At 58.7% G+C, this 22,038-nt stretch carries 26 protein-coding genes; 8 read left to right on the top strand and 18 right to left on the bottom strand.

Going from position 1 to position 22,038, the window contains the following annotated elements; translation table 11 throughout:
* Window positions 1-87 precede the first annotated feature (87 nt).
* The 3 genes from J3P75_RS03590 to J3P75_RS03580 all read right to left on the bottom strand — a co-directional run bounded on the left by J3P75_RS03590 (window position 88) and on the right by J3P75_RS03580 (window position 3,224).
* A complete protein-coding gene (locus J3P75_RS03590) occupies window positions 88-846 on the bottom strand; it encodes an alpha/beta hydrolase family protein (RefSeq protein ID WP_434709340.1) in 759 nt (252 codons plus the stop codon).
* Window positions 836-1,945: a DUF3182 family protein gene (locus tag J3P75_RS03585; protein ID WP_434709339.1), complete on the bottom strand. Its 1,110-nt coding sequence runs from the start codon at window positions 1,943-1,945 to the stop codon at window positions 836-838. The genes J3P75_RS03590 and J3P75_RS03585 overlap by 11 nt, the downstream gene beginning before the upstream one ends.
* Window positions 1,946-2,243: 298 nt before the next feature.
* Window positions 2,244-3,224, bottom strand: a complete 981-nt coding sequence (locus J3P75_RS03580; RefSeq protein WP_434709338.1) for a GlxA family transcriptional regulator — start codon at window positions 3,222-3,224, stop codon at window positions 2,244-2,246.
* Window positions 3,225-3,325: 101 nt separating this feature from the next.
* Here J3P75_RS03580 and J3P75_RS03575 point away from each other — a divergent pair, with 101 nt between their 5' ends.
* The 7 genes from J3P75_RS03575 to J3P75_RS03545 all read left to right on the top strand — a co-directional run bounded on the left by J3P75_RS03575 (window position 3,326) and on the right by J3P75_RS03545 (window position 8,584).
* The gene (locus J3P75_RS03575) at window positions 3,326-3,880 is read left to right on the top strand and encodes a cysteine hydrolase family protein (RefSeq protein WP_434709337.1); all 555 of its coding nucleotides are present in this window, start codon (window positions 3,326-3,328) and stop codon (window positions 3,878-3,880) included.
* A gap of 229 nt (window positions 3,881-4,109) precedes the next feature.
* Window positions 4,110-4,691: a YjfI family protein gene (locus tag J3P75_RS03570; protein WP_203419683.1), complete on the top strand. Its 582-nt coding sequence runs from the start codon at window positions 4,110-4,112 to the stop codon at window positions 4,689-4,691.
* Between the two features lie 17 nt (window positions 4,692-4,708).
* Window positions 4,709-5,407, top strand: a complete 699-nt coding sequence (locus J3P75_RS03565; RefSeq protein ID WP_394598577.1) for a PspA/IM30 family protein — start codon at window positions 4,709-4,711, stop codon at window positions 5,405-5,407.
* A 212-nt stretch (window positions 5,408-5,619) separates the two neighbouring features.
* Entirely contained in the window at window positions 5,620-6,270 is a 651-nt protein-coding gene (locus J3P75_RS03560; protein WP_434709336.1) for a DUF2491 family protein, read from the top strand.
* 15 nt (window positions 6,271-6,285) lie between these two features.
* On the top strand, window positions 6,286-6,711 hold the full coding sequence (locus J3P75_RS03555) for a DUF350 domain-containing protein (protein ID WP_093097853.1): 426 nt from the start codon (window positions 6,286-6,288) through the stop codon (window positions 6,709-6,711).
* Between the two features lie 17 nt (window positions 6,712-6,728).
* On the top strand, window positions 6,729-7,424 hold the full coding sequence (locus tag J3P75_RS03550) for a DUF1190 domain-containing protein (RefSeq protein ID WP_434709335.1): 696 nt from the start codon (window positions 6,729-6,731) through the stop codon (window positions 7,422-7,424).
* Window positions 7,425-7,426: 2 nt separating this feature from the next.
* Window positions 7,427-8,584: a glutathionylspermidine synthase family protein gene (locus tag J3P75_RS03545; protein ID WP_434709334.1), complete on the top strand. Its 1,158-nt coding sequence runs from the start codon at window positions 7,427-7,429 to the stop codon at window positions 8,582-8,584.
* Between the two features lie 170 nt (window positions 8,585-8,754).
* Here the strand turns inward: J3P75_RS03545 and J3P75_RS03540 are convergent, their stop codons facing one another.
* Both J3P75_RS03540 and J3P75_RS03535 read right to left on the bottom strand, forming a co-directional pair.
* Window positions 8,755-9,276 (bottom strand): single-stranded DNA-binding protein, encoded by a 522-nt coding sequence (locus J3P75_RS03540; RefSeq protein ID WP_042610650.1) that lies wholly within the window; start codon window positions 9,274-9,276, stop codon window positions 8,755-8,757.
* 15 nt (window positions 9,277-9,291) lie between these two features.
* Window positions 9,292-10,683 (bottom strand): MFS transporter, encoded by a 1,392-nt coding sequence (locus J3P75_RS03535; RefSeq protein ID WP_090286764.1) that lies wholly within the window; start codon window positions 10,681-10,683, stop codon window positions 9,292-9,294.
* Window positions 10,684-10,874: 191 nt separating this feature from the next.
* Here J3P75_RS03535 and uvrA point away from each other — a divergent pair, with 191 nt between their 5' ends.
* On the top strand, window positions 10,875-13,709 hold the full coding sequence (gene uvrA / locus J3P75_RS03530) for an excinuclease ABC subunit UvrA (protein ID WP_203419689.1): 2,835 nt from the start codon (window positions 10,875-10,877) through the stop codon (window positions 13,707-13,709).
* 65 nt (window positions 13,710-13,774) lie between these two features.
* On the opposite strand, the gene bfr is transcribed toward uvrA, so the two are convergent.
* From bfr to rplR, 13 genes are all read right to left on the bottom strand, one after another.
* Window positions 13,775-14,242, bottom strand: coding sequence for a bacterioferritin (gene bfr / locus J3P75_RS03525; RefSeq protein WP_434709333.1), 468 nt, complete (start codon window positions 14,240-14,242; stop codon window positions 13,775-13,777).
* A gap of 149 nt (window positions 14,243-14,391) precedes the next feature.
* Entirely contained in the window at window positions 14,392-15,846 is a 1,455-nt protein-coding gene (locus J3P75_RS03520) for a catalase (protein ID WP_434709332.1), read from the bottom strand.
* Window positions 15,847-16,082: 236 nt separating this feature from the next.
* The gene (rplQ, locus tag J3P75_RS03515; RefSeq protein ID WP_003176402.1) at window positions 16,083-16,469 is read right to left on the bottom strand and encodes a 50S ribosomal protein L17; all 387 of its coding nucleotides are present in this window, start codon (window positions 16,467-16,469) and stop codon (window positions 16,083-16,085) included.
* 42 nt (window positions 16,470-16,511) lie between these two features.
* Entirely contained in the window at window positions 16,512-17,513 is a 1,002-nt protein-coding gene (locus J3P75_RS03510) for a DNA-directed RNA polymerase subunit alpha (RefSeq protein ID WP_003186012.1), read from the bottom strand.
* 22 nt (window positions 17,514-17,535) lie between these two features.
* Window positions 17,536-18,156 carry a 30S ribosomal protein S4 gene (gene rpsD, locus J3P75_RS03505; protein WP_003176404.1) on the bottom strand — a complete coding sequence of 207 codons (621 nt, stop codon included), beginning with the start codon at window positions 18,154-18,156 and terminating at the stop codon, window positions 17,536-17,538.
* 18 nt (window positions 18,157-18,174) lie between these two features.
* Window positions 18,175-18,564 carry a 30S ribosomal protein S11 gene (rpsK, locus tag J3P75_RS03500; RefSeq protein WP_002555466.1) on the bottom strand — a complete coding sequence of 130 codons (390 nt, stop codon included), beginning with the start codon at window positions 18,562-18,564 and terminating at the stop codon, window positions 18,175-18,177.
* Between the two features lie 30 nt (window positions 18,565-18,594).
* The gene (gene rpsM / locus J3P75_RS03495; protein WP_003186020.1) at window positions 18,595-18,951 is read right to left on the bottom strand and encodes a 30S ribosomal protein S13; all 357 of its coding nucleotides are present in this window, start codon (window positions 18,949-18,951) and stop codon (window positions 18,595-18,597) included.
* Window positions 18,952-19,081: 130 nt separating this feature from the next.
* Complete coding sequence (gene rpmJ / locus J3P75_RS03490) at window positions 19,082-19,198, bottom strand: 50S ribosomal protein L36 (RefSeq protein ID WP_002555468.1); 117 nt, start codon at window positions 19,196-19,198, stop codon at window positions 19,082-19,084.
* 27 nt (window positions 19,199-19,225) lie between these two features.
* On the bottom strand, window positions 19,226-20,554 hold the full coding sequence (gene secY, locus J3P75_RS03485; RefSeq protein WP_090286770.1) for a preprotein translocase subunit SecY: 1,329 nt from the start codon (window positions 20,552-20,554) through the stop codon (window positions 19,226-19,228).
* The gene (rplO, locus tag J3P75_RS03480; protein WP_003228720.1) at window positions 20,555-20,992 is read right to left on the bottom strand and encodes a 50S ribosomal protein L15; all 438 of its coding nucleotides are present in this window, start codon (window positions 20,990-20,992) and stop codon (window positions 20,555-20,557) included.
* 3 nt (window positions 20,993-20,995) lie between these two features.
* Entirely contained in the window at window positions 20,996-21,172 is a 177-nt protein-coding gene (rpmD, locus tag J3P75_RS03475; RefSeq protein ID WP_003176408.1) for a 50S ribosomal protein L30, read from the bottom strand.
* 2 nt (window positions 21,173-21,174) lie between these two features.
* The gene (gene rpsE / locus J3P75_RS03470) at window positions 21,175-21,675 is read right to left on the bottom strand and encodes a 30S ribosomal protein S5 (protein ID WP_007955637.1); all 501 of its coding nucleotides are present in this window, start codon (window positions 21,673-21,675) and stop codon (window positions 21,175-21,177) included.
* 3 nt (window positions 21,676-21,678) lie between these two features.
* Window positions 21,679-22,029 (bottom strand): 50S ribosomal protein L18, encoded by a 351-nt coding sequence (rplR, locus tag J3P75_RS03465; RefSeq protein WP_003186037.1) that lies wholly within the window; start codon window positions 22,027-22,029, stop codon window positions 21,679-21,681.
* Between the last annotated feature and the right edge of the window lie 9 nt (window positions 22,030-22,038).

Here is a 22,038-nt window from a genome sequence, read left to right as displayed (position 1 = left end):
TCATGGCAGCAGCTGCGATCCCAGTCCTGGAACACATTCCCTGTGGGAGCTAGCCCTGCTAGCGATGGGGCCCGAAAAATCAATAAATCATCTGGACTGAATAATGCTCAACCGCTCCCCGACCACCATCTCGGTAATCCAGTCCACCAGAATCGAGGTATAGGCTTGCTGCGACACCGGATCGCTCAGCGCGTGATCGGCACCGTCGATGATCCGGTGCGTCAGTGAGTGGGTCTGCTGACACGCCGCGCGATAACTCATGATCGTTGCGTGCGGGACGAAGTCATCGGTTTCCGACTGCACCAGCAAAACATCCCCGGAAAATTGCGAACAGGCATGCAAAGCGCGGTTGCTGTCAGCGCGCACCAGCGTGCCGCGATAGTCACGCAGATCCGCCTTGTCCAGATCGCGCTTGGGCGTGTGCCACTGCTCATCGCGATACAGCGCCGGTACCCGCAGCGCCAGCCAGCGCACCGGGCGCAACGACGTGAGGATCGAGGCCAGATAGCCGCCGTAACTGGTGCCGACCACGGCGATCGCTGAAGTATCGAGCGCCGGGTGCGCCAGCAAGCGATCGTAGGCGGCGAGCAAATCGCGCAGATTGTCCTCGCGGGTCACGCGGCTCAGCGGGATACCGGTGCCGCCGGTGTGCCCGCGCAAATCGAAGGTGAGGCACACGCAACCCAGACCGGCGATGCCCTTGGCGCGTTCCAGATCACGCTCCTGACTGCCGCCCCAACCGTGCACGAACAGCACGCCCGGCACCTTCGATTTCGGGCTGAGGAAAGTCCCGCTCATCTGTTCGTCGTCAATGTCGATTTGAATGCTTTCGCTTCTAGCCGTCATAAGATTTGACCGTTACATATTTGAGAAGAAATTCGCTGTTCTCGGCGGGGCCCCGATAGACCTCGATGGCGTCTGCCGGCAGCGCCTGATCGATGTAGGTTTCCACCGAAGACACGCGGATCGCGCGCATCCCCGGATCGTTGACGAAACTCTGCAGCGCCGCGACTTCAGCGCTGCTCGCCCCGCCCATACGCCAAGATTGCTCGAGCACGCCGCTGCGCGGATTGCCACTGCTGTCCAGGCCTTGGGCAATGTCGTAATTGCGTCGCGAGGCGAAGAATCGCGGGTAGGCTTCATCCGCAGCGCTGTCGAACACTTGGGCCTGTTCGATGGCCAGGCGCACGTCGTCGGGCAGACCCAGCGCCAGCAAAGCTTCGTAACCACCCTGCACCACCAGCAGATTGGAACCGCCGTAGACTTCTTCGCCCTGACCATCCTTGGTCAAATATTGCTCGCCGCAGTAACTCAGCACTTTGCCGACGATGAATGACTGGCCAACGCTGTGGGTCACCACTTTGCTCAAATCCTGCTCGAGCACCACGCCTTCGCCGAACAGCTTTTCGGCGTCGGGCCGGGCGAGGATTTCATCGAAGGCGTCGAGGCTTTTGATGACTTCCTGGCCGCGACCGGCGCACGCATGAATCGGCTTGATGCGGATCGGCCCGGCATACAGCAGATGTTCGGCGGCTGGCCGTGCATCTTCCAGGGCAAAAACGCTGAGTCCATCGAGCACGACGTTGCGCACCCGTTCGGAAAACAGCGGCGACCAGCCCGACGGCGCGCGGGCCAGGTGGCTGCGCAAACCGTGGCTGATGGCTTTGGTGCAGATGAAGTCATGTTCGACAAAGCCTCCCCACAGATCGTCCGGGCCGCTGATGCCCAGGTCCTCGGCGTGGGCGGCGCCGACGATGGTTTGCGTGGGCAGTAGATACAGGTCGCGGCCGCGGTGTTTTTGCGCCTCGTAACTGCCGCCGAATTTGCAGCCGAGAATCTGCGCCAGCCAGCGCGCCAGGGCTTTGTTGGTCTGGACTTCGTGTTGCGGCGCGTCGGGACGCACCGAGTGAGCGACGACGATTTTGTTGCGCGGTGTCGGGGTCATGCGTTCCCCTTTTGCTGGTTCAATGGTTTCCCGTTGAGAGGTGCAGAGATCAGGCCAACGGCATCTAGCAGAAAAATCTATTCGAATCATTCAGTTAGGAAAAAGATGCTGGCACCGCGCCTGTTTCAAACTGCACGACAGCGCGGAAAATTCCGGCAAATTGCACGATTTCGAATATCGCACCGCACCTGTAGGAGTGAGCCTGCTCGCGATAGCGGTATATCAGTCACAACCGCATTGAATGACCCACCGCTATCGCGAGCAGGCTCACTCCTACATTGGATAGTCGTTGGTTTGACTAACGGGACAGACCAAACCGCCCTCGGTAATCACTCGGCGTCAGCCCGGTAATCTTCTTGAAAATCGCGCGAAACGCGCCGGGATCCTGATAGCCCACCGTCCACGCAATGTGATCGATCGTGCCATTGCTGAACTCCAACATCTCCCGCGCCTTGCCCACCCGCAAATGCTGGCAATACTCGGTCGGTTTCAACCCGGTCGCGGCACGAAACCGGCGCAGAAACGTGCGTTCCTCCAGCGTCGCGCGTTCGGCCATTGCGGCTAACGAAACATCCGTCGCGCCGGTGCTTTGCAGCCAGTGCTGGACCTTCAGAATGGCGGCGTCGCCATGGCTGAGAATCGGCGCGAAGTTGCTGCCGCAGGCGCTGGCGCTGTCGCTGTGCTCCATCACCAGAAAATGCGCGGTGCGAGTGGCGATGCTGGGGCCGAGCAAGCGGTTGACCAGGCGCAGGCCCAACTCCGACCAGGCCATCAGCCCGGCCGTGGTGATCAGGTCGCCATCGTCGACGATCGGCGTGTCGGCCTTGAGCTGGATCTTCGGGTAGCGTTCGCTGAAGCCCTGCGCCGCGGTCCAGTGCACCGTGGCGCTGCGGCCATCGAGCAAACCGCTTTCGGCGAGCATCAGCGACCCCACACAAACCCCGCCCAGCGTTGCCCCGCTTGTGTGCTGATCCCGTAACCATTGCATCAGCCGAGTCGGCATTTGCGCCGCCGAAAAGCCACTGATCGACGGCGGAATCAGCACGGCTTGCAAACTGGATTCATCGCCTGCAAGACTGGCGTAGATCCGCGTCGGCGGCAGATTGCCTTCGACCTGCCAGTGGCTGACCCGCAGCCTTGGCAATTGCGCCGCCTGCTGCTCGGCAGCAATCCGGTTGGCCACTGCAAACAGGTCCGTCAGCCCATGCACGGCCGCCATCTGCGCGCCGGGATAAATCAGCACACCGAGTTCAGCGATGGCGGCGTTTTCTGCGCCCATTGTCAGTTTTCCCCTGTCTATTGTCGGTGCGGCCAATCCTCGAATCGCTCATCAGCGCCAATACTCAAGTCACTTCCAGCCAACACATCGAGGACACACCCATGGCCAAGCAAGCGCTCATCGTAGTCGATATCCAGAATGACTACTTCCCTCAAGGCAAGTGGCCGCTGGCCGGTGCTGACGCCGCTGCCGACAATGCCGCCCGACTGATCGGAGCTTTCCGCGAGGCGGGCGATTCGGTGGTGCACATTCGCCACGAATTCACGTCGGCTGAGGCGCCGTTTTTCACTCCCGGCTCGGACGGCGCCAAGCTGCATCCGAAAGTGCTCAACCGCGCCGACGAGCCGGTGGTGCTCAAGCACTTCGTTAACTCGTTTCGCGAAACCGAGCTGAAAGCGCTCCTCGATGAAAAAGGCATTACTGACCTGGTCGTGGTTGGCAGCATGAGTCACATGTGCATCGATGGCATCACTCGCGCAGCGGCAGACATGGGTTACGGCGTCACGGTCGTTCACGACGCCTGCGCCAGCCGTGATCTGGAGTTCAACGGCCTGACCGTCCCGGCTGCGCAGGCGCATGCCGCGTTCATGTCGGCGCTGGGTTTCGCTTATGCCAGCGTGGTGTCGACTGACGAATTCCTGCGCAGCAACGCCTAGCAACAACTGCAATGCCCACTGGCCTGCCGCGTTGCGGGCCTTTTGCATCTGTCATGAAAATCTCACGCGTGAGTCATTGATGGCACTTTGGATTGGTTGTAGTGTGGCCCACGCGTGAGACATTCATAACCGGATTTCAGCCATGACAAGCCGCACGAAGGCGCACGCCGCAGCAAGCTCGAAAGGCGAGCGCGCCAAAACCTCCGCAAAGAAACCATCGAGCTTTTACATGAAGCAGATGCGCGCGGGTCTGGCGGCCGCCGGTTATGTGAAACACGAAACTTGGGTGCTTCCGGAAAACCGAAGCTTGCTCAAGCAAATGGAGCAACAGCTACGCCAACCGATTCTGGCTGGCTCATTCATGTCGGAGAATTACATGAGCGCAGGCAACAACTGGACCATCGATAGCCTCTTCAACGCCCTCAAGGCCCTGGACGAGGTGGCTTCGCAAGAAATCACGCTGTCGCTGATCCAGAGCTCCGAGCCGAGCATCAAGCTGGAAATGAACGAATTCGGCGGTCTGCCGATTCACATCGCCCTGGCCGGCCAGCAGATCATCGTTGACACCGTTCTGGTGGACGTCGATTCGATCAGCAACGTCCAGGCTTTCAACGACGCCGTGCTGCGCAGCCGGGAGATGTTCCCGCTGTCGTCGATCGGCATCGAGTCGATGCCCAACGGGCAGACCGTTTACAACATGTTTGGCGCCCTCAGCGCCGACTCGAGCCTGACCAACATCGTCACCGAGGTGAAAACCCTGGTCGATAACGTGCAGCGCGCCAGCGAAGCCTTCGAACACTTCTTCAAGTAATCAACAGGGAATATCCAATGACTCAGTCCATCTGGAGCAAGTTGTTCACCGCACTGCGCGGCGGCGCCAATGAAGTCGGCGAAGCCATCGCCGACCAGCAGGCCCTGCGCATCCTCGATCAGGAAATCCGCGACGCCGACAGCGCGCTTTCCAATGCCCGTCGCGAACTGGTCACCATCATGGCCAAGCACAAACTGGCCGCCGACCGCGTCAGCGAGTACGACGCCAAGATCAAGGACCTCGAAGCCAAGGCTGTCTCAGCGCTGAATGCCGGTCGCGAAGACCTGGCGCTGGAAGTCGCCGAAGCGATCTCGACCCTGACCAACGACCTGAATGCCGAGAAAAAACTCAGCGATGAATTCGGCGCCTACGCCGACAACATGCGCAAGGACATCAGCAAGGCCGAGTCGCGGATCAAGAGCCTGCGCCAGCAAGTGGACATGGCCAAGGCCCGTGACAGCGTACAGAAAGCGCAGGTCAGTGCTTCCATCGCCAGCGGTGGCGCCAACGGCAAACTGGAAACCGCCGTCGGCACCCTGAACCGCCTGCAAGCCAAGCAGCAGCAACGCGCCGCTGAACTGAGCGCTGCCGACGAACTGGCCGACGCTTCGACCGGCAACGACCTGGAACGCAAACTGCGCGACGCCGGCATCACGCCGAACGAAGGCAGCGCCAATGCGATTCTTGAGCGCCTGAAGCAGAAGTCCGCTCAATAAGACCTGCGCAAAACCCTTGTAGGTGTGAGCCTGCTCGCGATGAGGCCGGTACATTCAACATCAATGTTGTCTGAACCGCCGCCATCGCGAGCAGGCTCACTCCTACAGGATTTTCGGCGTGAAATGCCCTCTGCTCGTTCGCCGCTGCGCCCGGTACACTAGCGCCACTTTTTCGCCAACGAACACCTCCACCCGCTTCAAGGAACGTACCCATGGGATGGTTTAAAGACTTGCTCGGCACCAGCAATTGGCAGGCCGCTGCGCCAACGAGCACCGGCGCCAGCGGCCCGCTCGGGATGGCGCAGGGCAAAGGCGTGCGTTTCGACACGACCCTGGCCTTGCTGCTCGATGGCTCGACTTCGGTGCGGGTGCCCTTCGATCAGGCAGTCTGGAGCGCAGGCTGGGTCGACCTCGGCCAGTCCAACAAACTGCACCGCTATTACATGAACGACGAAGATTTCTGGGTGCAGATCCACGTCACCGGTGAAGACCAGGTCGAATCCGTCACGCTGTTCAATTACCTCAGTTACGTGACCGTCAACAGTGACGCCGAACTGCAGCGTCTGGCCGGCCCGAACAGCCAGATCGGTTTGCCGAACTACACCCACGAAGGCATCGCCTATATCCGCGAATGGGGCACCGAACAGGGCCAGACCGAGCTGGTACCGATGACCGAACACGTGGTCAATCCGGACGAGAGCTACACCATCAACCACCATTCAATGCTTTACGCGCGCGACACCGGCCTGACCGATCGCCGCGAACTGCTGCTGTTCTCCGTCGAACAGGACGAAGAAGGCACCGTCAGCCTGAGCACTTCGCTGGGCATCTCGCTGTACACGACTGATCTGAGCGCCATTTAAAAAAGGAAGTTTTTCATGCTGGAAGTGCTGGCCGTTTCCCTGAACAAGACCGCGCTGGTCGGTTTCGTCGTCTACCTGATTGGCGCCGTGCTGCTGTTCATGCTGTTTCAATTTGTCTATACGCGCATCACCGCGCACAAGGAATTCGAGCTGATCCGCGCCGGCAATACCGCCGCTGCGATCGCGCTGTCCGGCGCAATCATCGGTTTCGCCATTCCGGCCAGTAACGTGATCGCTTATTCGGTCAACGTGCTCGACTTCATACTCTGGGCGGTCATTGCCGCCGTCGTGCAATTGCTGGCGTTCGTCGCGACAGGGCTAGTGCTCAAAGGCACCTCTCAGCGCATCGCCAATGGCGAAGTGGCTGCCGGCATTTATGTGGCTGCGGTGGCGATCAGCGTCGGCATGCTCAATGCCGCCTGCATGACCCCGTCCAACTGATCGGCAGGAAGCCTTCGATGAAACGCAGCAAATACGTTCAGTTGTCCCTCGCCGCCTCGGTGGCCATGGCCATTTCCGGCCAGGCGAGCGCCGCCGATCAACCGCGCAACTTCACCAGCGTCGAGCAATGCGTCGATGCCGAAGTGGCCGCCGATGTCTGTTCCAACGCCTACGTCGCGGCATTGACCGAACACCGACGCATCGCGCCGGCGTACGACAACAAGGCCAAGTGCGATGCGGATTTCGCCGCTGACTGGTGTCAGAAAAATTCCGATGGCCGCTTCGTGCCGAAACTGGGCGGCTTCAAGGTCCCGCAGAACGGTGAAGCCGCACAGAACCTCGATGCCATCGCCAATGCGCAAATGCCTGCCGGTGACAGCACCGCACAGAATGCGCAAGCCACCTCGCACTATTCCGGTGGCGGTGGTGGCGGCGGTAATGGCTGGCTGACCGGTTGGCTGATCGGCAATGCCATGAGCAACAACGCCGACCGTACGGTATATCGCGATCGCGAAACCCGCCAGACCTACAACACCTCGACGCAGTACCGCCGCGCCGAAACGACCGCGCGCAGCCAAGCGGACTACGAAAGCAGCAAGAGCAAACCGGTCAACGTGGCTTCCTCAACGTCCCGGGGCGGCTTCGGCAGCCAGTCCAGTGCCCGCAGCGGCTGGGGTGGCTGGAGCAGCAGTTCCGGGCGCTCGAGCAGCTGACCATGAAGAAAATTGCCTGCGCCGAGCGGCCCGACTGGAAGCGCACCGCCGAGAGCCTCGGCTTTATGTTCCATACCATCGACGACGAGCCGTACTGGGACGAAAGCGCGTATTACCAGTTCACCCTGGCGCAGATCGAAAACGATCTCGAGGACCCGACCACCGAACTGCACGAGATGTGCATGGACCTGGTCGACCGCGTTGTGCACAGCGAAGAACTGCTGGACCGCCTGAGCATTCCGCCGTCGTACTACGACATGATCCGCACATCCTGGCTGGAAGGTCACCCGCATCTGTACGGGCGTATGGACTTTTCCTACAGCGGCAACGGCCCGGCGAAACTGCTCGAACTCAACTACGACACGCCGACCAGCCTCTACGAAGCCGCAGCGTTTCAGTGGGGCTGGCTGGAAGAGTGTATCGAGCGTGGCATGCTGCCGCGCCATGCCGACCAGTTCAACAGCATCGACACCAAACTGCACCAGGCCTTCGCCGAGCTGCAACTCAAGCGTCCGTTCTATTTCGCCTCGATGAAAGATTCGGTCGAAGACAAGGGCACCACCGATTACCTGCGGCTGATCGCGGAAAAGGTCGGCATCGAGTCGCGCCACATCGATATAGAAGACATCGGCCTGACGGCCGAGGGTCGCTTTGTCGACCTCGAGGATCGCTGGATCCCACACCTGTTCAAGCTGCATGCCTGGGAATTCATCTTCCACGAACCGTTCGGCGCAGCGATTGCCGAATGCGATACGCAATTCTTCGAACCGGCGTGGAAAGCGATTCTGTCCAACAAAGGCGTGTTGCCCTTGTTATGGGAAATGCACAAGGGCCACCCGAATCTGCTGGCAGCGCATCTCGATCCGAATCCGCAATGTGCAGTGCCGAAAGGCTGGGTGCGCAAGCCGTACTTCTCCCGCGAAGGTGCGAACATCGAGCTGCAAACCGCTGAAGGGATGATCGTCAAAGAGGACGGGCCTTACACCGATGCGCCATTTATCCTGCAGGAGTTTGCGCCGTTGCCGAAGTTTGGCGACAGCTACACGCTGATCGGCTCGTGGGTGATTGGTGATGAGGCGGCGGGGATCGGCGTGCGTGAGGACAACAGCCTGATCACCAAGGATTCGAGCCGTTTCCTGCCTCACCTGATTCTCGACTAAAAACACCAAACCCCATGTGGGAGCGAGCCTGCTCGCGAAAGCGCCAGGCCAGTCAATGCAAAGGGTGACTGACAGGCCGCTTTCGCGAGCAGGCTCGCTCCCACAGGTACAAAAAAGGCCCGTCGCGCAATGCGACGGGCCTTTTCATTTACAGCGGATGCAGCGGCAAATCAGAACGGAATATCGTCATCGAAGCTGTCGAAATCCGGAGCCGGTTGCGGTGCGGCCTGCTGTGGCGCTGGCGGCGCCGAACGCTGCTGCGGTGCCGACTGCTGCGGGCGCGGAGCCTGCTGGCGTGGCGCCTGCTGCTGGTAGTTGTTGCCGCCGCCTTGCTGGTCGCCCTGTTGTGGACGGCCGCCGAGCAGTTGCATGGTGCCTTGCATATCGACCACGATCTCAGTGGTGTAACGCTTGATACCGTCTTTTTCCCATTCACGGGTCTGCAGCTTGCCTTCGATGTACACCTGCGAACCCTTGCGCAGGTATTCGCCGGCGATTTCGGCAACCTTGCCGAACATCGAAACGCGGTGCCACTCGGTCTTCTCGACCTTCTGACCGGTTTGCTTGTCGGTCCATTGTTCGCTGGTGGCCAGACTCAGGTTGGTCACGGCGTTACCGTTCGGCAGGTAGCGAACTTCGGGATCCTGGCCGCAAGTGCCGACCAATATGACTTTGTTAACCCCACGGGCCATAACGTTCTCCTAGGCTTAGCACGCAGCCCCGGCCGGGTTGTTCACCAGGCGTTCGAGGGTGTCGCGATCCACTAATTCTTTGTCCAGTTTGATGTAAACAGCCGCCTCGTCAGCGACTATCACTGCATCCGTTACCCCTACGAGGGCCTTGAGACGCTCGACCAGACCCGCTTCGCGGATCGCTTCGGGCGACAACGGCAAGCGCAGGCTCGTCACGTAGGGAGGTTCGCGCATGGTAACAGCAAAGGCCAGCCAAAGTGCAGCCAGCCCGGCACATCCAAGGAACACAACCGACAGACCGCCATGCTGGAACAACCAGCCGCCAAGTATCCCGCCGAGTGCCGAACCGAGGAACTGGCTGGTGGAGTACACGCCCATGGCCGTGCCTTTGCCGCCTGCCGGTGAAACCTTGCTGATCAGCGATGGCAACGAAGCCTCCAGCAGATTGAACGCGGTGAAGAACACCACCGTGCCGATCACCAGAGCGCGCAGGCTGTCGCCGAACTGCCAGAAGAATAGTTCAGTCAGCATCAGTGTCATCACCGCACCGAGCAAAACTCGTTTCATTTTGCGTCGCTTCTCGCCATAGATGATGAAAGGGATCATGGCAAAGAAGGAAATCACCAGCGCGGTGAGATACACCCACCAGTGCTGCTCCTTGGGAAGGCCGGCTTTTTCCACCAAAGCCAGTGGCAAGGCGACGAAGCTCGACATCAACATGGCATGTAACACAAAGATACCCAGGTCGAGGCGCAGCAGGTCCGGATGCTTGAGCGTCGGCAGCAATGCCTGGCGCGCCACCCCGGATTCACGATGCTGCAGCGGCCCGGTGGAACGCGGCACCATGAACATGATGATCAGAATGCCGACCAGCGCCATGCCGCCAGTGGCAAGGAACAACCCCGACAGCCCGAACGCACGGGTCAGCAACGGCCCGACCACCATGGCCACGGCGAACGACAGGCCGATGGTCATGCCGATCATAGCCATGGCTTTGGTGCGGTGTTGTTCGCGGGTCAGGTCGGACAGCAGCGCCATCACCGCTGCGGAAATCGCCCCGGCACCTTGCAGGATCCGCCCGGCAATCACGCCCCAGATCGAATCGGCCTGCGAGGCCAGGACACTGCCGAGGGCGAAAACGATCAGTCCCAGATAAATCACCGGACGGCGGCCGATGCGGTCGGAAATGATCCCGAACGGAATCTGGAAAATCGCCTGGGTCAGGCCGTAAGCGCCGATCGCCAGGCCGATCAGGGCCGGGGTCGCGCCGGCCAGATCCATGCCATAGGTCGCCAGTACCGGCAACACCATGAACATGCCCAGCATACGGAAGGCGAACACCAGGGCCAGACCGCTCGCCGCGCGGGTCTCGCTGCCACTCATGCGTTCGCTGTGGGGATCGTGCATGGAAAAACCTCGTGTGAACCGGCGGCGATTCTACCAGTCCCATCGGAAGACGGGGTATATCGCGACGCTATGACGCGTATAGATGAAACTCTCTTCATGAACGGTGAAACGCCCTTCGTTTGATAGTGTGCATCCATCCAGTATTTGGCCGTATACTCCTACGTTTTCGACGCCCGCCGAGCGAGGCCACTTTGGACAAGATCCTGATACGTGGGGCCCGTACCCACAACCTGAAGAACATCGACCTGACCCTGCCACGGGACAAACTGATTGTCATCACCGGCCTGTCCGGATCCGGCAAGTCGTCCCTGGCGTTCGACACGCTGTATGCCGAAGGTCAGCGCCGCTATGTCGAATCGCTGTCGGCCTACGCCCGCCAATTCCTGTCGATGATGGAAAAACCCGACGTCGATACCATCGAAGGCCTGTCGCCGGCGATCTCCATCGAACAGAAGTCGACCTCGCACAACCCGCGTTCCACGGTCGGCACCATCACCGAAATCTACGACTACCTGCGCCTGCTCTACGCCCGCGTCGGTACGCCGCGCTGCCCCGACCACGACATTCCGCTGGAAGCACAGACCGTCAGCCAGATGGTCGATCTGGTGCTGGCCCAGCCGGAAGGCAGCAAGCTGATGCTGCTGGCGCCGGTAATTCGCGAGCGTAAAGGTGAGCACCTGTCGGTCTTCGAAGAACTGCGCGCGCAGGGCTTTGTCCGCGCTCGGGTCAATGGCCGCATCTGCGAGCTCGACGAACTGCCAAAACTGGATAAACAGAAGAAGCACTCGATCGACGTGATCGTCGACCGCTTCAAGGTCCGCGCCGATCTGCAGCAGCGGCTGGCCGAGTCGTTCGAAACCGCGCTGAAACTGGCCGACGGCATTGCCCTGGTGGCACCGATGGATGACGAGCCCGGCGAAGAAATGATCTTCTCCGCACGCTTCGCCTGCCCGATCTGCGGCCATGCGATCAGCGAGCTGGAACCCAAGCTGTTTTCCTTCAACAACCCGGCCGGCGCCTGCCCGACCTGTGATGGCCTGGGGGTAAAGCAGTTTTTCGATATCAAGCGACTGGTCAATGGCGAGCTGACCCTGGCCGAAGGTGCAATCCGCGGCTGGGACCGGCGCAACGTCTATTACTTCCAGATGCTCGGTTCGCTGGCTTCGCACTACAAGTTCAGCCTCGACAAGCCCTTCAACGAACTGAGCGCCGAGCAGCAGAAAAACATCCTGCACGGCAGCGGTTCGCAGAATGTCGACTTCAAATACCTCAACGACCGCGGCGATATCGTCAAACGCTCGCACCCGTTCGAAGGCATCGTGCCGAATCTGGAGCGTCGCTACCGCGAGACCGAGTCGGCAAGCGTACGCGAAGAGCTGGCCAAGTTCCTCAGCCACCAGGCTTGCCCAGACTGCCGCGGCACCCGCCTGCGTCGTGAAGCGCGGCACGTGTGGGTCGGCGAGAAAACCCTGCCGGCCGTGACCAACCTGCCGATCGGCGACGCCTGCGAATACTTCGCCGACCTGAAGATGACCGGCCGCCGCGGCGAGATCGCCGACAAGATTCTCAAGGAAATCCGCGAGCGTCTGCAGTTTCTGGTCAACGTCGGCCTCGATTACCTGTCGCTGGATCGCAGCGCCGACACTCTGTCCGGCGGCGAGGCGCAGCGGATTCGTCTGGCCAGCCAGATCGGCGCCGGTCTCGTGGGCGTCTTGTACATCCTCGATGAACCGTCCATTGGCCTGCATCAGCGCGATAACGACCGTTTGCTCGGTACCCTCAAACACCTGCGTGATATCGGCAACACGGTGATTGTGGTCGAGCACGACGAGGACGCAATTCGCCTGGCTGACTATGTCGTCGACATCGGCCCGGGCGCCGGTGTACACGGCGGGCAAATCGTTGCCGAAGGTACGCCGGACGAAGTCATGGCGCACCCGGACTCCCTGACCGGCAAATACCTGTCGGGCCGGGTGAAGATCGAAGTGCCGGCCAAGCGCACACCGCGCAACAAGAAGCTCAACCTGTCGCTCAGAGGCGCGCGCGGCAACAACCTGCGCAACGTCGATCTGGACATTCCGATCGGCCTGCTGACGTGCGTGACCGGCGTGTCCGGCTCGGGCAAATCGACGCTGATCAACAACACGCTGTTCCCGCTGAGCGCCACCGCGCTCAACGGTGCGACCACGCTGGAAGCGGCCGCACACGACAGCATCAAAGGCCTCGAGCACCTGGATAAGGTCGTCGATATCGACCAGAGCCCGATCGGCCGTACACCGCGCTCCAACCCGGCGACCTACACCGGTTTGTTCACGCCCATTCGCGAACTGTTCGCCGGCGTGCCGGAGTCGCGTTCACGCGGTTACGGGCCGGGGCGTTTCTCGTTCAACGTCAAGGGCGGTCGTTGCGAGGCCTGCCAGGGCGATGGCCTGATCAAGGTGGAGATGCACTTCCTCCCGGACATCTATGTGCCGTGCGACGTGTGCAAGAGCAAGCGCTATAACCGCGAAACCCTCGAGATCAAATACAAGGGCAAGAGCATTCACGAAACCCTCGAGATGACCATCGAGGAAGCTCGCGAATTCTTCGACGCGGTGCCGGCGCTGGCGCGCAAGCTGCAGACGTTAATGGATGTGGGCTTGTCGTACATCAAGCTCGGGCAGTCGGCGACCACGCTATCGGGTGGTGAAGCGCAGCGGGTCAAGTTGTCACGCGAGCTGTCCAAGCGTGATACCGGCAAAACCCTGTATATCCTCGACGAGCCGACCACCGGACTGCACTTCGCCGATATCCAGCAATTGCTCGACGTGCTGCACCGCCTGCGCGATCACGGCAACACGGTGGTGGTGATCGAGCACAACCTCGATGTGATCAAGACTGCCGACTGGCTGGTGGATCTTGGTCCAGAGGGCGGTTCCAAGGGCGGGCAGATCATTGCCACCGGTACGCCGGAGGAAGTGGCCGAGATGAAGCAATCTCACACTGGCCATTACCTCAAGCCGCTGTTGATCCGCGATCGGGCGTAGACGCCAGGCATGAAAAAGCCCCTGTCACTGTTGAAGTGACAGGGGCTTTTTTACATCGGAGGCAATCAGGACGCGTGGGATTGCAGGTAGTTCTCGAGACCGATGAGCTTGATCAGCCCCAACTGCTTTTCCAGCCAGTAGGTGTGATCTTCTTCGGTGTCGTTGAGCTGCACCCGCAGGATCTCACGGCTGACGTAATCCTTGTGTTGCTCGCACAGCTCGATACCTTTGCACAGGGCAGCGCGAACTTTGTATTCAAGGCGCAGATCCGCTTCGAGCATGGTCGGCACCGTGGTGCCCACATCCAGATTATCCGGACGCATGCGCGGCGTGCCTTCGAGCATCAAAATCCGCCGCATCAGCGCGTCGGCGTGGCCTGCCTCTTCTTCCATTTCGTGGTTGATTCGCTCGTAGAGCTTGGTGAACCCCCAGTCCTCATACATCCGCGAATGAACAAAATATTGGTCACGCGCGGCCAGTTCGCCGGTCAGCAACGTGTTGAGGTAATCGATTACGTCTGGGTGGCCTTGCATCGCCCTACATCTCCCTGCTGGAAAGTCTGTAGTTTGAACCAACCTGACCGGAAGGTCACCCGCCGAGCGCAATAAAAGTGAAGAATATCCGAGAAAAGCAGGCTAAATAACGCAAAAACCGCCCAAATGAGGGCGGTTCTGCTTCTCGTTTAGACTTCGTTAAGCTGTACGTTGAGCAGCTTTGCGATTGCTTCTCCATACGCCGGATCGGCTTTGTAGAAATGCTGCAGTTGGCGGTCTACGACATCAGGCGAAACCCCGGCCATCGCACCGGCAATGTTGCTGACCAACAGCGCCTTCTGCTCATCGTTCATTAAACGGTACAGCGCACCGGCGTGACTGTAGTAATCGGTGTCTTCGCGGTGATCGTAACGATCGGCCGCACCACTCAAGGCCAGCGCAGGTTCAGCATAGTGCGGAGCTTGCTTAGGCGATTCGATGTAGCTGTTCGGCTCGTAGTTAGGCGCCGCACCACCGTTGCTGCCAAAAGCCATTGAGCCGTCGCGCTGATAGGTGTTCACCGGGCTGCGCGGGGCGTTCACCGGCAGTTGCTGGTGATTAGTGCCGACGCGGTAGCGGTGTGCGTCGGCATAAGCGAACACACGACCTTGCAGCATGCGATCTGGCGACAGACCAACACCTGGGACCATGTTGCTCGGGCCAAACGCGGCCTGCTCGACTTCTGCGAAGTAGTTGAGCGGGTTGCGGTTCAGCTCCAGCTCACCGACTTCGATCAGCGGGAATTCCTTCTGCGACCAGGTTTTGGTTACGTCGAACGGGTTCTCGTAATGCGCCGCCGCTTGCGCTTCAGTCATGATCTGGATGCACACGCGCCATTTAGGGAAATCACCGCGCTCGATCGCTTCGAAGAGGTCGCGCTGAGCGTAGTCAGGATCAGTACCGGCCAAACGCGCAGCATCGGCTGGCGCAAGGTTTTTGATGCCTTGCAGCGTCTTGTAATGCCACTTCACCCAGTGACGCTCGCCCTTGGCGCTGATCAGGCTGTAGGTGTGGCTGCCAAAGCCGTGCATGTGGCGGTAGCCGTCAGGAATGCCGCGATCCGAGAACAGAATCGTCACCTGGTGCAGCGCTTCGGGCGAATGCGACCAGAAATCCCACATCATCTGCGCGCTTTTCAGATTGCTTTGCGGCAGGCGCTTTTGCGTGTGGATAAAGTCAGGGAATTTCAGCGGATCACGAATGAAGAACACCGGCGTATTGTTGCCGACGATGTCCCAGTTGCCTTCCTCGGTGTAGAACTTCAGCGCGAAACCACGTGGGTCGCGCTCGGTGTCGGCTGAACCGCGCTCTCCACCCACGGTGGAGAAGCGCAGGAACGTCGGGGTTTGCTTGCCGATCGCTTCGAACAATTTGGCGCTGGTGTATTCGGTGATATCGCGGGTGACGGTAAAAGTGCCGTAAGCACCCGAGCCTTTCGCATGTACGCGGCGCTCAGGGATGTTTTCGCGATTGAAGTGGGCGAGCTTCTCGATCAGATGAAAGTCGTCGAGCAGCAACGGACCGCGCGGGCCGGCGGAGCGAGAATTCTGGTTATCGGCGACAGGTGCGCCACTGGCGGTTGTAAGCGTTTTGGTCTGGCTCATGCGGTCTTCTTCCTCTGTCAGTCTTGAACTGCCGGCTAATGGCTTGGTGGGGAGTATTGATCATCGAAGCGACAGCCACAAATTCATTAACTTGCAGCAGTCGATAGATAATTACTAATCATGTTCCCACCACATAGTGGCATTACGACTGTGTCAGATACTTGTACGAACCGCGCATTTTCTGGAGGCACAAAAAACCGGGCACTAGGCCCGGTTCTTTGTTTCAGACTGACGTCTTACTCGGCGGATACAGCTTCGCCAGCAGTAGCACGATCAACCAACTCGACGTACGCCATAGGCGCGTTGTCGCCAGCGCGGAAACCGCACTTGAGGATGCGCAGGTAGCCACCCTCACGGGTAGCGTAACGCTTGCCCAGGTCGTTGAAGAGCTTACCAACGATAGCTTTCGAACGAGTACGGTCGAAAGCCAGACGGCGGTTAGCCAGGCTGTCTGTCTTGGCCAGAGTGATCAGCGGCTCGGCAACCCGGCGCAGTTCTTTGGCTTTTGGCAGAGTAGTTTTGATCAGCTCGTGCTCGAACAGCGACACCGCCATGTTTTGGAACATGGCCTTGCGGTGCGAGCTGGTGCGGCTCAGGTGACGACCACTTTTACGATGACGCATGGTTCATTCCTTACCAAACACTACGTTCGGTGATTACGACGATCAGGCAGTCGCCTTGTCGTCCTTCTTAAGACTTGCAGGCGGCCAGTTGTCGAGGCGCATGCCGAGGGACAGACCGCGGGAGGCCAGAACGTCCTTGATTTCAGTCAAGGATTTCTTGCCCAGGTTCGGAGTCTTCAACAGCTCTACTTCGGTACGCTGAATCAGGTCGCCGATGTAGTAGATGTTTTCCGCCTTAAGGCAGTTAGCCGAACGTACAGTCAGTTCCAGATCGTCAACCGGGCGAAGCAGGATCGGATCGATCTCGTCTTCCTGCTCGACAACCACTGGCTCACTGTCACCTTTGAGGTCGACGAACGCAGCCAACTGCTGTTGCAGAATGGTTGCAGCGCGGCGGATAGCCTCTTCAGGGTCCAGAGTACCGTTGGTTTCCAGATCAATAACCAGCTTGTCCAGGTTGGTACGCTGCTCGACACGGGCGTTTTCCACCACGTAAGCGATACGGCGAACCGGGCTGAACGAAGAATCGAGCTGCAAGCGACCGATGCTGCGGCTTTCGTCTTCATCGCTCTGACGCGAGTCGGCTGGTTCATAACCACGACCACGAGCTACGGTGAGCTTCATGTTCAGGGCGCCGTTAGACGCCAGGTTAGCGATTACGTGATCGGGATTAACGATCTCGACATCATGATCCAGCTGAATATCGGCAGCGGTAACCACCCCCGAACCCTTCTTCGACAAGGTCAGCGTAACTTCGTCACGACCGTGCAGCTTGATGGCCAGACCTTTAAGGTTCAACAGGATTTCAATTACGTCTTCCTGTACACCTTCGATGGCGCTGTACTCGTGGAGCACACCGTCAATCTCGGCCTCGACTACTGCGCAGCCGGGCATTGAGGACAACAGGATGCGGCGCAGCGCGTTGCCCAGGGTGTGGCCAAAACCACGCTCGAGAGGCTCGAGAGTGATCTTGGCGCGGGTTGGACTGACAACCTGCACATCAATGTGGCGGGGTGTCAGGAACTCATTTACCGAAATCTGCATGGATGCACCTATTTTCTAGCCCTTACTTGGAGTAGAGCTCGACAATCAGGCTTTCGTTGATGTCGGCGGACAGATCACTGCGAGCAGGAACGTTCTTGAAAACGCCCGACTTCTTCTCAGTGTCTACTTCTACCCATTCTACGCGGCCACGTTGGGCACACAGATCGAGAGCTTGGACAATGCGAAGCTGGTTTTTTGCTTTCTCGCGAACTGCAACCACGTCACCAGCACGAACCTGATACGACGGAACGTTTACGGTCTGACCGTTAACGCTGATCGACTTGTGCGATACCAGCTGACGGGATTCGGCACGAGTCGAACCAAAGCCCATACGGTATACGACGTTGTCCAGACGGCATTCGAGCAGTTGCAGCAGGTTTTCACCGGTTGCACCTTTCTTGCCAGCAGCTTCTTTGTAGTAGCCACTGAACTGACGCTCGAGAACGCCGTAGATACGACGAACCTTCTGCTTTTCACGCAGTTGGGTGCCGTAATCGGACTGGCGACCGCGGCGCTGGCCGTGGATACCAGGTGCTGCTTCAATGTTGCACTTCGATTCGATCGCGCGCACGCCGCTCTTCAGGAAGAGATCGGTGCCTTCGCGACGAGCGAGTTTGCATTTTGGACCAATGTAACGAGCCATTCTTTACAATCTCCTGGATTACACGCGGCGCTTCTTCGGCGGACGGCACCCGTTGTGCGGGATTGGCGTCACGTCGGTGATGCTGGCGATCTTGTAGCCACAGCCGTTCAAAGCGCGGACTGCGGATTCACGACCTGGACCTGGACCCTTGACGTTGACGTCGAGGTTTTTCAGGCCGTATTCCAGCGCAGCTTGACCAGCACGTTCAGCAGCTACCTGAGCAGCGAACGGGGTGGACTTGCGGGAACCGCGGAAACCCGAACCACCGGAGGTAGCCCAGGAAAGAGCGTTACCTTGACGGTCGGTAATGGTCACGATGGTGTTGTTAAAAGATGCATGGATGTGGGCGATGCCATCAACCACTGTCTTTTTAACTTTTTTACGAGGACGAGCAGCAGGTTTTGCCATGATTAAATTCCTGTCGATTCGCTGGGGCGATTACTTGCGGATCGGCTTACGCGGACCTTTACGGGTACGCGCGTTGGTCTTGGTACGCTGACCGCGTACTGGCAGACCACGACGATGACGCAGACCGCGATAGCAACCGAGGTCCATCAAGCGCTTGATTTTCATGTTGATTTCGCGACGCAGGTCACCTTCAGTGGTGAACTTCGCCACTTCGCCACGCAGCTGTTCAATTTGCTCGTCGCTCAGATCTTTGATCTTTGCTGCTGGGTTTACCCCAGTCACTGCACAGATCTTCTGCGCAGTAGTGCGACCAACACCATAGATGTAGGTCAGCGAGATAACAGTATGCTTGTTATCTGGAATGTTAACGCCTGCAATACGGGCCATTCAGTGGGACTCCAATTGACAGCTACCTACGCCCCGGAAGCCAAGAAATAGGGCGCGAGATAATATCGCTGTAATAACAAATAATCAACCCGGTAGCGCACTAGCTACCGGGCTTGAAGCACAATCACACTCAGCCTTGGCGCTGTTTGTGACGCGGTTCCGCGCTGCAAATTACTCGAACAACACCTTCGCGGCGAATAATCTTGCAGTTACGGCACAGCTTTTTCACCGATGCACGAACTTTCATCACCAACTCCTCGAACCTTATGGGTACTCAGCGCAACATGCCGCTGCCGTAACCCTTCAGGTTGGCTTTCTTCATCAGGGATTCGTACTGGTGCGAAACGAGGTGCGATTGTACTTGGGACATGAAGTCCATCACAACCACGACCACGATCAGCAACGAGGTCCCGCCAAGGTAGAACGGTACGTTTGCCGCAACCACCAGAAACTGGGGCAACAGACACACGGCCGTCATGTAAAGAGCACCGAACAGGGTCAAACGAGTCAGAACGCCATCAATGTAGCGCGCAGACTGCTCACCTGGACGGATACCCGGAATAAAGGCACCGGACTTCTTCAGGTTTTCCGCTACGTCTTTCGGATTGAACATCAACGCCGTATAGAAGAAGCAGAAGAAAATAATCCCTGCACTAAACAGCAGAATATTCAACGGCTGACCAGGAGCGATCGACTGCGAGATGTCCTGCAGCCAGCCCATACCTTCAGACTGACCGAACCAGGCACCCAGCGAAGCCGGGAACAGCAAAATGCTGCTCGCGAAAATAGCCGGAATAACACCGGCCATGTTCACCTTCAGCGGCAAGTGGCTGGTCTGCGCAGCAAAAACCTTGCGGCCCTGCTGACGCTTGGCGTAGTGAACAGCAATACGACGCTGACCACGCTCAATGAACACCACGAAACCGATAATCGCTACTGCCAGCAAACCGATGGCAACCAGGGCGAAGATGTTGATATCACCCTGACGCGCAGACTCGAAAGACTGCCCGATTGCTCTCGGAAGACCGGCGACGATACCCGAAAAAATCAACATCGAGATACCGTTGCCAACACCACGCTCAGTAATCTGCTCACCCAGCCACATCATGAACATCGCACCAGCCACAAATGTGGTTACCGCGACGAAATGGAAGCCCAAGTCACCAGTGAACGCCACGCCCTGCCCCGCCAGACCAATGGACATGCCAATAGCCTGAACGAGAGCGAGAGCGACGGTGAGGTAGCGGGTGTACTGGCTGATCTTGCGACGGCCAGCTTCACCTTCCTTCTTCAACTGCTCCAGCTGTGGGCTGACGGCGGTCATCAACTGCATGATGATCGATGCCGAAATGTACGGCATGATCCCCAATGCAAAGATGCTCATCCGTTCCAGCGCACCGCCGGAGAACATGTTGAACAAGCTAAGAATGGTCCCCTCATTCTGTCGAAACAGGTCTGCGAGTCGGTCCGGGTTGATACCTGGAACCGGGATGTGTGCGCCTATTCGGTAGACGATAATCGCCAGGAACAGAAAACGCAGACGAGCCCAGAGTTCAGACATACCGCCTTTGCCGAGCGCAGAGAGAGCACCTTGCTTAGCCATTTATTCCTCGAACTTGCCGCCAGCTGCTTCGATAGCCGCACGCGCACCTTTGGTGGCGCCGATTCCCTTGCCGATAGTGACAGCGCGAGTCACTTCACCGGACAGCATGATTTTCACACGCTGTACGTTGACGTTGATCACGTTGGCATCTTTCAGGGACTGCACAGTAACGATGTCGCCTTCCACTTTGGCCAGCTCGGAAAGACGCACTTCTGCGCGATCCATGGCTTTCAGGGAAACGAAACCGAACTTAGGCAGGCGACGATGCAGCGGCTGTTGACCGCCTTCAAAGCCTGGAGCGATAGTGCCACCGGAGCGGGAGGTCTGACCTTTGTGACCACGGCCACCAGTCTTGCCCAAACCACTACCGATACCACGGCCCGGACGATGCTTTTCGCGACGGGAACCCGGCGCTGGACTCAGATCATTGAGTTTCATCGATTAACCCTCGACACGCAGCATGTAGTAAGCCTTGTTGATCATCCCGCGATTCTCGGGAGTATCCTGGACTTCTACAGTGTGACCGATGCGACGCAGACCCAGACCCTTAACGCACAGTTTGTGGTTAGGGATGCGGCCGGTCATGCTTTTGATCAGCGTTACTTTAACGGTAGCCATGATTACTTGATCTCCTCAACACGCAGGCCACGCTTGGCAGCGATGGACTCAGGAGATTGCATAGCCTTCAGACCCTTGAAAGTGGCGTGAACCACGTTTACCGGGTTGGTCGAGCCGTAGCACTTGGCCAGAACGTTCTGAACGCCAGCAACTTCGAGGACAGCACGCATAGCGCCGCCAGCGATGATACCGGTACCTTCAGAAGCAGGCTGCATGTACACCTTCGAAGCGCCGTGAGCGGACTTCATTGCGTACTGCAGAGTGGTGCCGTTCAGGTCAACTTGAATCATGTTGCGGCGAGCAGCTTCCATTGCCTTCTGGATCGCAGCAGGCACTTCACGCGACTTGCCACGGCCGAAGCCAACACGCCCTTTACCATCACCAACCACGGTCAACGCGGTGAAAGTGAAGATACGGCCGCCTTTAACGGTTTTGGCTACGCGGTTAACTTGAACCAGCTTCTCGATGTAGCCTTCGTCGCGCTTTTGGTCGTTATTTGACATAACTTAGAACTCCAGCCCAGCTTCACGAGCAGCATCAGCCAGCGCTTTAACGCGGCCGTGATACTTGAAGCCAGAGCGGTCGAAAGCCACTTGCGATACGCCAGCGGCCTTAGCACGCGTAGCGACCAGCTGGCCAACCTTTGTGGCCGCGTCGATGTTGCCAGTGGCACCATCACGCAGTTCTTTATCCAAAGTCGAGGCACTTGCCAGGACTTTGTTGCCGTCGGCCGAGATGACCTGGGCGTAGATGTGCTGCGACGAGCGGAACACGCAGAGACGCACGACTTCGAGTTCGTGCATTTTCAGGCGTGCTTTGCGAGCGCGACGCAGTCGAGTAACTTTTTTGTCGGTCATTTGCTATGC

It is taken from the genome of Pseudomonas sp. R1-1 (assembly GCF_051132135.1).
In the GTDB taxonomy this organism is placed as follows: domain Bacteria; phylum Pseudomonadota; class Gammaproteobacteria; order Pseudomonadales; family Pseudomonadaceae; genus Aquipseudomonas.
Note: the sequence above shows the minus strand (reverse complement) of the source record. Positions and strands in the feature narration are given on the sequence as shown.